Genomic DNA, 10,995 nt, shown 5'->3' on the forward strand with positions numbered 1-10,995 from the left:
GAGTTCCGTTCCTGGTCACTCGACTGCCTGACCACCGTGGCGGCGCTGGGCTTCATGTGATCGAAGGCTGCGGCGAGAAAGCCTCCGGTGCCGCAAGCCGGATCGAGAACCGTTTCGCTCAGCTTCGGGTCGATGACCTGGACCATGAAGCGCACGACAGGTCGCGGGGTATAGAACTCTCCGTTCTGACCCGCCGCGTCCCGCATTTCCCGCAGCAGCGTTTCATACATCCGGCCAAGCGTCTGGATGTCTTCGGTGCTGTCGAAGTGGATGTCGTTTACGAGGTTGATGACGTCCCGCAGCACGTAGCCGCTCGTCGCGTAGTTGCGCAGGTCGCGGAACACGGCTGAAACAACGTCACGGCGCTGTCGCCCTTCCCCATTCCCGCGAAGACTCCGCAGATACGTGAACAAGCCGGGCCCCTTTGTTCCGTCGGCTCGGACGGTCTGCTCCCCATTGATGAACGAGAGCAGATCCGGTCCCGTGATGCCTGCGGAATCGGAGGCCCAGTCGCGCCACCGATAGGGAGGGTCGATCAAACTTCGATAGGTCTCGCCGGCGAGAACGGCCTCGTCCTCGTGGACCCGTTCCATATCGTCCACGAACTTCAGGAACATCAGCCACGTCAGGGTAGGAAGCCGCGTGAGGTCCGTCTTCAGCTCGCGGTCTTTGCGCATCTTGTTGCGCGCAGACTTGATGACGCTGTCAAGTCGCTGAACCGTTGTCTTCGGCACCTTATCCTTCTTCTTTTCACGTGGCGGCATTCAGAGGTGCTTTCCTAGGCGGCGTACAAGAGGCCGGACATTTCATTCACGGCGGCGCGAAGCTTGTCCGGACCTCCGAAGCGTCGCGCGATTTCACTGGGATTGCCGAAGCCCGCGAGCGGCGGCACTTTCAGGATGCCGGGCAGCACGAACTGAGCCGCGCCATGATCGGCATACTTCTCGAGCAGGGCTTCGAGCACCGACCGTGCCTCCGCACCATAACGATCGAAGAAGTCCTGGCGGTCACGCTTGAGGCGTTCTGCGCGCTCCCTGCGAGTCCTTAGCGGCGCATTCCAGGCGAGATGGCAGAGCAGATCGAAGGGATCGTCGTCTGGACGGCCCGCCTCCTTCGCTAAGGTCTCAAGGTCGATGCCGCGCTCGGCGAGCGCTTCGACCACGGCCTGGCGCTTGTCGGCATTGAGCCAGTCCGCGCGAAAGCTCGCTGCCGTCGGATAGAGTGTTCGGACCTTCTCCCCGGTCCAATCCGTCAGCTTCTTGCAGGTCAGACGCTTGCCGTCGGTGTCGAGCTCGTAGACGAGGTGGGCTACCACCTCGACCGCCCCGCCATCGACATAATATTTGCGCGGCTCGCCAGGCTCTTTGTCCGGCGGCAGCCCACCCGGCGGCGTCTCGCCTTCCGGCTCGTCGGGCGTCTCCAGCGGAGGCTTCTCCTCGCCTTCGGTCGTAACCACTTCGCCGTCGGCGTCGATCTCAGTAACCGTTTCGGCCGTTGGTTCGCCGTCGAATTCGGGGTCGGCGAACTTTTCTGTAGCGGTACCGGTGTAGTCGAGGATGTTGAAGAACAGCTTGCCGTAGTCCTCGCGCAGGCGAGTGCCGCGTCCGATGATCTGTTTGAACTCGGTCATCGAGCCCACGACGCGGGCGAGGACGACATTCTTGCAAGTCGGCGCGTCGACACCCGTCGTCAGAAGCTGCGACGTCGTGAGGATAACAGGAACCTTCGTTTCCACATCCTGAAACGCATTCAGCTTTCCCTTGCCGATGTCGCCCTCATCGGCGGTGACGCGACAAGCGTAGTCCGGATACGCGACGACGAGGTCAGCGTTGAGGTTGGCAAGCGCGCGGCGCATCTCGCTCGCATGCTCTTGGTCGACGCAGAAGACGATCGTCTTGGCGAAGCGGTCCGTCTGGGCGAGGAAATGCGTGAGGTGTCGGGCCATCGCTTCCGTGCGGGCGCGCAGTGCGACCACCCGCTCGAAATCCCTGGTGTGATACTCATCATCGGGAATCTCGTGCCCGAAGCGGTCGAGCTCGCCCTTGCTTGGCCGCCAGCCCACGGCGTCATAGTCGGTAACCACCCGATGCACGCGATAGGGCGCGAGGAAGCCGTCCGCGATGCCTTGCGCCAGCGAATAGGTGTAGAGCGGCGCGCCGAAATAAGCATAGGTGTCGCGGTTGTCATCCCTGAGCGGGGTGGCTGTCATGCCGAGCTGATATGCCGGCTCGAAATACTCCAGGATCTCCCGCCAGCTGCTGTCGTCGCGTGCGCTGCCGCGATGGCATTCGTCTACGATGATTAAATCGAAGAAGTCGCGCGCGTATTCGCGATAAAGTCCCGGCCTTCGTTCGTCCCGGGCGATCGCTTGGTAGATCGCGAAATAGATATCGCGGCCCTGGCTGACGACACCATTCTCGATTTTGAAGCGGGCGTCGCCGAACGGCGCGAACGTCTTGCCCATCGGATCGTCGACGAGGATATTGCGGTCCGCGAGAAACAGGATCTTCGGTTTGCGGAAATCCCCGCGCTTGTTCCACCCAGCACTCCAGAGCCGCCAAGCGATCTGGAAAGCCACCGCCGTTTTCCCGGCCCCGGTGCACAGCGTCAAGAGCGCGCGGCGCCTGCCGGTAAGTATGGCTTGGAGCGCCTGATTGACCGCACCTTCTTGATAGTAGCGCAGCGGCTTGCCTGGGTCGGGAAACCCGGGCGTGAGGAGCCGATTGGCCGCAGCATCGTCGGCCAAACCGAGACCCGCGCGCTGGCGCGCCCACAATTCCGCGGGTGCTGGAAAGTCGGCGCGCAGCGTTTCAACGCCGGTGAAGAAGTCGAACTCCACGATCTGGGCACCGTTGGTGGCGATTGCGAACTTCAGCCCTAGAATCTCGGCGTAGTCCTTGGCCTGCTGCAGACCATCGGCGGCGGACTTGTAGCTCGCCTTGGCTTCCACGACGGCGATCGGGTAATCGGCGCTGAACCGCAGAATGTAGTCGGCCCGCTTCTGCCGGCCGCGGCGAGCACGACCCCCGACGAAGATCACCCGGCCATCGGTGAAGGTGCGCTGCTCGTTGATTGCGTGAGGCGCGTTATCCCATCCGGCGGCCTGCAGACGGGGTACGACGAATTTTCGACACGTGTCGGCCTCTGTGTTCATGCTCCTGCGCCCCCCGTCCGGTCTCGCCTTGCCGCCGCCGACTTGGTTCCGGCTTGGTTGATGCGCGCCTCGAGCTCGGCGACCCGGCCGAGGACCTCTTCGAGCGCGGGCGCCTTACCGAAGATCATCCCCGCCATGGCGGCGTAGTCGCGCGTGAGTTCGGTCGCCATGTCGCGATTTGGCGATAGCGTGAAGCTTCCAGGCGCCGCGGTCGCGAGGTTCAGATCTGGACTGTTGAAGAACATGCGGGCGTGCCGCACGCAGTCGAGACCTAGCGCGAGATCACTCGACGCGGAGCGACCGACATCGGAGTCGAGCAGCCGGTAGACGTCGTAGTAGTGCCGTGAAATCCGCTGGCCGCCACCGCGGAGCGCGCCACGCGCGTCGAACCATTGGCGCAACCCATGCAAGATCACAATCTTGTCCCAGAAGGTGCGTTCTGCCACGACAGTTCTGACGTCGGGCACGCTCAGCTCGAGATCCGCGAGCACGTCGGTGACATAGGGCTTGACGATAGCGGGTTGGTTCGGATCGAGCGCCGACTTGGCGCCTGACTCGATCTTGACCGCCGGCCTGACGTATCCCTCGTCAGCCGCCGTCACCTTCGGATACCAGATCAACAGGCTTTGCCGGTCGGGGTCATCGGGATCGAGCTCCACCCGCCCGGCTTCAGATTCCAAGCCCGCAGTCTCCAGGGTCTCGCGCAAGTGTCCCTCGACCTGCAGACGCATCGTCTCGTTCACGTAGGCCTGACTCGCCCCTTTGATGGCGTCGAGGCGCCGTCGTCGTTTCTTGCCGCTCAGCGCCTCCAGCTCATCGACCGTCGCGCCCTCGCCCAGGTCGTCCCGGAAGATCGTGATGTCGATGTCTTCCGAGAACCGGGAGATCAATCCAAAAGCCTTCGACAACGAGGTCCCGCCCTTGAACAACAGTCGAGGGCCGCCCGCCTCGGCACCGTTGAACAGCGCATCGAGGGTCCAACAGACCCAGAAGTCCTTTTCGATGTTCTGCTCCGGAGCGCCCAAGCGCTGCGCCGCGCCGAGAAAAGCGTCGCGGCGATCCTCCGCGGCAGCGGAAAGGAACGTGACGAAACCCGGATTCATCTGCGGCTCCCGGGCTGTCGCTTGGTCGGTTTATCCCGGGAAGAGGAGGCCTCCGGTTCATCGAGCAAGGGCCGCAGAAAGGTCTGCATCCAATCCGGCAGGCTGGTGAAGCCGTCGCGCAAGTCCGCGGCGATCGCCGCACCGTGATCGGGATCGGCGAGGATCGCGGCCAGGCGGCGGCGAATGCGATCGTGATCGCCGTCGATTGTGCTGCGCAGCCATTGCAGCGCCTGGACGACACGCATCGCCGGACGGCCGGCCCAGTGCAAGCGGCTGGGCGCTGTCAGTTTGAAGGTGATGGTCTGGGCGCCCAATTTGATTGGACGCAGGCGCGCGTCGGTGTGGACCGAGATCTTGGCCGGGACCGCATCCGTCAGCCCAAGGTCGTTGGCGGCTGTCAGCCCGTCGACCAGCATCCGCGCCTGGTCTCGTCGCACCAGCGCGTCGATGACCCGGCGTGGATCGGGATTGGTCGGTTTCCCGGTCAGGCTGTTGGGCCGAGGCAGATCGTAAAGGCCGCGGGTGATGCGGCGGATCTCTCCCGCGCTGGTCATGCGTGACAGCGCCTGGTCGATGGCGTCGCGCGAGCCGATGTCCAGAAAGTCGGTCGGCGTCCAGACGCCGAACGGCGCCTGGGCAGCCATCCGCTTTTGAATCTGGGATTTGAGATCCATCGTTGCCGAGCTCTGTCAGAAAAATGTATACCTATTTCTGACCGAGGAGTCGAGACTGTCAGAAAAATGACTACAAATTTCTGACACCCCTTCTTTCCGGCGATGGCCTGTTCGGCCCCCGTTTGCGACCCCTCGGGGCTCCCGACCTCACGATTGCCGCTCATCCCGCCCGGCGACCCAGCGCACGAGCCCGGGCGTCATGTAGACCAGCGCGCCGCGTGGGGCGCCTGTCGCCCGCAGATAGTCTTCGAGCTGACCAGCATGGAGGCGAATATCCGCGTCGGACGGATCGACGTCGCTCTTCCAGTCGACGACCACCTCGGCGCGATCTCCGGTGTAGGCGATGGCGTCGATGCGTCCGGCGAGCGCCCTTGGCTTCGAACTATCCTCGAGCAGCGCATAGACCGGCCATTCGGGGGTCAGCCGGTCGCGAAGCGCGGCGATGTCGGGCAGTTGCAACGTGCGCCAGGCGGTCGCCGCGATCTCGTCAGAGTCCGGAAGCGCCTCGCTGTCGTCGGGATCGAGGACCAGTTCAGTGAGCAATTCGCGGGCGCGGCTGACAAAGCGGCCTACCTCTTCGACAAGCTCGCCGCTCAGCACCTCTTCCATCAGCTTGTGCAGGAGAAGACCGCGCACACGTCCCGCGCCGACAGGCAGATCGACCTCCGGCGCATCGCCGGCATCGAGTGTGATGGCCTCGACCGCCTCCAGGCGGTCCGGATCATGATCGCTCGGCCGGACCCAGGTCAGCGCAACGGCCGCTTCTTCGATGGTCGCGCGCTCGGCTGCGAACAGCTCAGCGGTCTGAGTATTCGGCGGATCGGCGCTCATCGGCATCGGCGCCGGCGTCATGCGGGAGATGTCCAGCTCCGGCAACGCGTCGTGGCCCAGATTGACGACGCGAGCCCAGGACTTCTGCTCGGCCTGCGCCAATTCCGGCACGATCAGCAGCTCACGGGCTCGCGTACAGGCCACGTACCAGAGCCGTTCGCGTTCGCGCGTCAGGCTCTCGTCATCGGTCTCGAGCGCCGCGCGCAGCTCGGGCGGCACGACGTCGCCGATCACCCAATGCAGCGTGTCGTCGTCAGCCCGGTGCACAAACGGCTCGCGGGAGCGCAGCAAGGTCGCGGTGTTGATCGGGATCACCACCGGCCATTCGAGCCCCTTGGCGCTGTGGATGGTGATGATCTCGATGGCGTCTCCATCGGCATCTACGCGGCCTTCGTTGTAGGCGGCGCCGCCGCGCCAATCGCGGCTCACGTCGCGGGCGAAGCGCTTCATGCCTTTGACGCCGTAGGGCCGCGCCCGTTCGAGCAGCGCCTCGACGTTGGCGGCGGCTCGCGCGCTGCGGTCGCCTTCGCGCGCGCTCAGGATCGGTCGCACGGCCAACCGCTCGACGGCTTCGGCGAGCAGCAGCGCGGGTGTCGTGGCGCGCGCCCGGCGGCGCAGGTCCTGAAGGATCGTGAGGACCCGCCGCGCGACGGGATGAGCGACGTCATCGGCATCCGTCGCGAGCGAAAACCGAGGGATTGCGTCGGGCCGATCCGCAAGCGGCGGCAATCCCGCGGTGATGTCGAGCAACTCCTCCTCGCTGAGGCCCACGAGCGGGCCGCGCATCAAGGCGCCGAACGCCAAGGTGTCACCGCCGTCGGCCAGCACGCGCACGAGCGCGACGAGGTCCTGCACCTCCTGGCGGCGGAACAGTCCTTTCCCGGCCTGGGAGGCGATCCGGAGGCCGCGGGCTTCAAACGCGCGCTCGTAACGCCAAAGCTCCGAGCCCGTCGGGGCGAGCAGCGCGATGCCGCCCGGCGTGAGCGGCGCAAGGTCGCCGTCTTCATCGCGGATCGTCACGTTGCCGATCAGCCGCGCGCACAGATCGGCGACGACTTCGGCTTCGGCGTCGCGGATCTGCGCCGCCCGCGAATCCGGCGGCAGATCGATCGTGATCTTGGCGGCGCATGGCAGATCGTGATCCGGCGGATCCAGCGTTGGCGCGAGCTCCACGTAGCCCGGCTGATTTTGGGCCGACAGCGGCGTAGCGAAACAGCGGTTGATGTGGCTCAGGATCGCCGGCCGTGAGCGAAAGTTCGCCGTAATCTGGACGATGTTGTTGGGCCAGCGCCGGGCGATGGCGCTCCGCGCCTCCGCGTAGGAGCCGACGTCGGCGCCCCGGAAGCGGTAGATCGCCTGCTTGGGATCGCCGACCATGAAGAGAGCGCCAGCGCGCAGACGGCTGTCCTGCCAGCGCGGCGGGCTGTCGTCGGCGGCGATGCGAAACAGGATTTCCGCTTGGATCGGGTCGGTATCCTGGAATTCGTCGACGAAGATGTGGCTATAGCGCTGCCCGAGCGCGCGGCGGACCGCATCATGCCCGCGCACGAGCGCGCGCGCCCGCTCCAGCAGATCGTCGAAGTCGAGAACGGCGGCAGCGCGTTTGAAGGCGGCGTAGTCGGCAAGAACCTCATCGAGTTCATTGGACAACTTGGCGACCAGCGCGGTCGCGACACGGCCAAGGATCACGCGGTAGCAGTGATCCACCCGCGCAAAATGCCGACCAGCCTCGGCGTTAAGTTCGGCGCCGCGATCCTTGCCGGCGGCCTTGTCCCACGCTGTTTTCGTCCTTGGAGTCAGCAGATCGAATGTATAGCGCCGCATGCAAGGCAGGCGCGCCGGATGAGCGAGCCGCCACAGCGTGTCGAAGACAGGCGCCGTCGCGAAGCTGCCGGCGAAGTGATCGGCCAGCGTCTCGAGCTGTCCGACCAGTTCGAGCGTCTTGGGCTCGAGAGGCTGCGCCGAAAGCCAGCGGCGGAAATCCGCGACGGCCTCGACGAGGTCGATGTCCGGCCGGCCGCTGAGATCGGCCGCGGGCGCCCGCGCGCCCCGATGCTCCAGGCGAAACCGCGCAAGGTCTCGCAAGGTGGCGGCCACGTGATGCGGATCGTACTGCGACAAGGAGGCGATCGGATCGTCGGCCCGCGCCGGTCCATTCAGCCGCCTTCTGAACCATTGCTCGAACACGGCCTGGAACGCGGCTTCGGCCTGCGCCGCATCGAGGATGCGCGCGCCAGGGTCGATATCGGCTTCGACTGCGTAGCTGCAGATGATGGTCTGGCAAAACGCGTGGATGGTCGTGGCGGTCAGCTCATCGAGCTTGCCCGCAGCCTCGGAAAGGATGCGCCGCTGCGCGTCGGTCAGCCCGTCGGGCAGAGCCTCCCGCAGCGGTTTCGGAACACGTCCCGCGAGCAGATCGTCGACGTAGCGGTGGACGCGCGCGCCGAGCGCGCTCGCCGCGAGCTCCGTGAAGGTGATGGCGGCGATCGAGCGCGGCTCGGCGCCGCTCATCAACAACATCGTCACGCGGCCGGCCATAAGAGCGGTCTTGCCGGTGCCCGCCGCCGCCTCCACCAGCAGCGTCAGATGCAGTTCTGTGAGCGCCCTGAGGCGCGCGGCTTCGTCGGCGAGCTTCGTCATCGCACGCTCCAGATCCGGGCGAAGTCACCGAAGGCGCGGCCCAAGGCTGCCTGTTTGCTGTGGAAATAAACCGCCGGCGCCGCCGGCAGCGCCAACGCGAAGTCGTTCCAGTCCTCGCGTGCGTCGGGCCCGGGCAAGGCGATGCCGCGACGCAGAAGATCGACGGCCGCGCTGACATGCGCGCCAATGTCGGCGATCGCCTGATCAACATCGGGAAGACTGTACGGCCTGGGCCGATCGGTCCCGAGGAAGACCAGGCGCGCAATGACCCGCGGATTGTCCGCTACCAGTTGGCGCGCGGCCAAGGCGTAGAACACGCGCTGCAGCTCGGCGCCGCGCCCGAGAACGATCTCGTTAGCCTTCGGCGGTTCGACGCCGGTCTTATAGTCGGAGACACGAACGCCGTTGTGTGCGCTATTGAAATCCACCCGATCGATGCTGCCGCGAATGCGCAACCCGGCGCCGGGAATGATCACCTGCGCTGTCGGCGGCCACAGCAGATCGCCGGCGGCGTTCGTCCCGTCGTCCTCGCGGCCGAACGCCAGTTCGGTCCAGCTGCGCGTGACCGGCTGAAATGCCTCGTCGAGCGTCAGCGCCTTCAGCGCGAGATCGCGTGCGGCCGCGAGGGTGTGGCGCCACAAGAGGACGGGCGGGGTCGAGCGCTCGACCGGCCACTGCACCGCGATGGCGGCGGACGCCGCATCGAGGGCGTTCTCGATCTCATGGAGGGCCGCGCGCACATAGCCGGGTTGAGGTTCGAGCGCGTCGACCGTGCGTTTCAGCATCTCGTGGACGAGCTCGCCGAAGGCGCGCGCGTCGAGCGACAAGGGCTGTTCGTCTTCGACCAGCGAACGCCAGCCCAAGGCGTAGCGCCACACGAAGGCAAGCGGGTCGCGCAGCATGAGGCGAAGCGACGTCGCGGACTGCACCTGCGCGATGGCTCGGGCGATGACGGGATGATCCTCGCGCACGCGGCCGTCATGAGCGGTGACTGCGGGGCTTCGGCGATTGCGCCAGCAAGCGTCAGCTGCTCGCAGCACAGGCGAGGTCGCCGCCTCCTCGGGCCGCGCGAGCAGGCGATCGGCTTCGCTGAACGCATGGCTCGGGACGCGTGCGCGTTTCAACGCCGTGGTGCGTCGCGGGTCGTGCGGCACGAGCGGACTGGGCGCCTGCAGCCCGCCTTGGGCGTTACGGCGACTGCGTGAGAGCACCAGAGCGCCGCCGGCCTGTGCGGTGACGAGCATATACGTGCGCCGGTCCTGTTCGGTGACCGACTCGGAATCGAGGGCGTCACGCGACAGGATGTGGCTCGGAACCAATGGATCTTCGCCGGACCGCCGCGGCCACGATCGCGTCGACAGGCCGAGCAGGCGGACGAAGCGTCGTGGCGCCGCTGCGAGATGACCCGCTGGACACCAGACCGCGCAGGCGCCCGGGTCGCGGCCATCGGGAAGACGAAGCTCCTGCAGCGAGAATTCGAGCGCCTCTGGCGGCGCGCGGCGCAGCGCCTCGACCCAGAGCGCCCGCCCCGCGCGTCCGAGCAGCAAGCCCCCGGCCGCATCTGCGGCGGCGGCTCCTCTGGCAAGCACCTCGAGAACCGGGATGAGCAGCGGCCGCACGTCGACACCATCCGTGCGGTGCGCGTGGGCTTCATCGAGTGCGCGCCGCCATTGCTCAAGCTCGAAGAGGGCAGCGCCAGGCCGCAGGCCCTGCGCCCAGCTCGGAGGCAGCGCGTTGAGGCCGCGGCTGCGCCCGGCGGCGTGGCCGAAGAGACGGCGCACGCGACCCTGACTCAACCCGTTGATCAAGACGTCGGCCAGGGCGGCACAGGCCTGCCCTTCGCGCGACGCCAGGGCCGGCATGCCGTGCGAGAAATGCAACGGCAGACCGGCGTCGGCCGCCAGCACCAGCATGTGGTCGTCCCAATCTTCGGTCGCCGTGGCGCAGACGGCGATCTCGTCCGGCCGAGCGCGGCCCGACGCGATGAGTTCGCGGATCCACCGCAGAGCTTCGACGGCCTCGGCGCGCGGCGAGGCGCAGGAGACGATGTCAGGCGACGCCGGTGTGGGCCGCGGATCGGAACCAAGCTCGCCGGTGAACCAGGCGGCATCGGGATCGCCGGGATTGCGCCAGGTGAGCGGTGCCTGCCGCGCCAGGGCGATGAGCAGCGGCCGCCAAACCGAGGCGACGCGCACGACGCGATCAAGCTCGACCGCGCCGAGGACCGCTGGCGCGTGCGTCACGCGCTGCAGGGCGGCATCGCGCAGATCGCGCGGCGACAGCACACCCGCCGGCAGGCTCGCACGCACGCGCGCCTCGATCGTCATAAGATCCTGAAGCCGCGCGCGCTCATGGGCGCGGTCGGCCAATGCGAAGTCGGCGTTCCATAGCCGGGTCAGCGTCCAAGCCACTGAACGCGTCATGCCGGGCAGGCTTCGGATGCTCTCGAGTTCGGCGAAACCGCCGGCGTCGAGTGCCAACCGGATCGCCGGGTCAAGGTCCTCGGATCGCGCTGGGCGCGTGAAGCCGCCGGCGAGGCGCGCCGCAAGCTGCGGCAAGGTCATGATCTGTACGCCAGCTTCGCCCTGTCGCG

6 protein-coding genes are annotated in these 10,995 nt (G+C 66.5%); all 6 read right to left on the reverse strand.

Annotated features, from left to right (window positions below):
* Window positions 1–764, reverse strand: a 764-nt coding sequence (locus V7082_RS10380) for a class I SAM-dependent DNA methyltransferase (RefSeq protein ID WP_334148250.1), incomplete at its 3' end; no start/stop codon positions are given.
* 14 nt (window positions 765–778) lie between these two features.
* Window positions 779–3,154 carry an EcoAI/FtnUII family type I restriction enzme subunit R gene (gene hsdR, locus V7082_RS10385; RefSeq protein WP_334148251.1) on the reverse strand — a complete coding sequence of 792 codons (2,376 nt, stop codon included), beginning with the start codon at window positions 3,152–3,154 and terminating at the stop codon, window positions 779–781.
* Window positions 3,151–4,257 carry a nucleotidyl transferase AbiEii/AbiGii toxin family protein gene (locus V7082_RS10390; RefSeq protein WP_012112802.1) on the reverse strand — a complete coding sequence of 369 codons (1,107 nt, stop codon included), beginning with the start codon at window positions 4,255–4,257 and terminating at the stop codon, window positions 3,151–3,153. Before V7082_RS10390 ends, hsdR begins: the two co-directional genes overlap by 4 nt.
* Window positions 4,254–4,931: a DUF6088 family protein gene (locus V7082_RS10395; RefSeq protein ID WP_012112801.1), complete on the reverse strand. Its 678-nt coding sequence runs from the start codon at window positions 4,929–4,931 to the stop codon at window positions 4,254–4,256. Before V7082_RS10395 ends, V7082_RS10390 begins: the two co-directional genes overlap by 4 nt.
* Window positions 4,932–5,078: 147 nt before the next feature.
* On the reverse strand, window positions 5,079–8,402 hold the full coding sequence (locus tag V7082_RS10400; RefSeq protein WP_334148254.1) for a UvrD-helicase domain-containing protein: 3,324 nt from the start codon (window positions 8,400–8,402) through the stop codon (window positions 5,079–5,081).
* A partial coding sequence (locus V7082_RS10405; RefSeq protein WP_334148256.1) for a PD-(D/E)XK nuclease family protein occupies window positions 8,399–10,995 on the reverse strand: 2,597 nt, incomplete at its 5' end. The genes V7082_RS10405 and V7082_RS10400, both read right to left, overlap by 4 nt.

Source organism: Hyphomicrobium sp., from assembly GCF_036833075.1.
Lineage (GTDB): Bacteria > Pseudomonadota > Alphaproteobacteria > Rhizobiales > Hyphomicrobiaceae > Hyphomicrobium_C.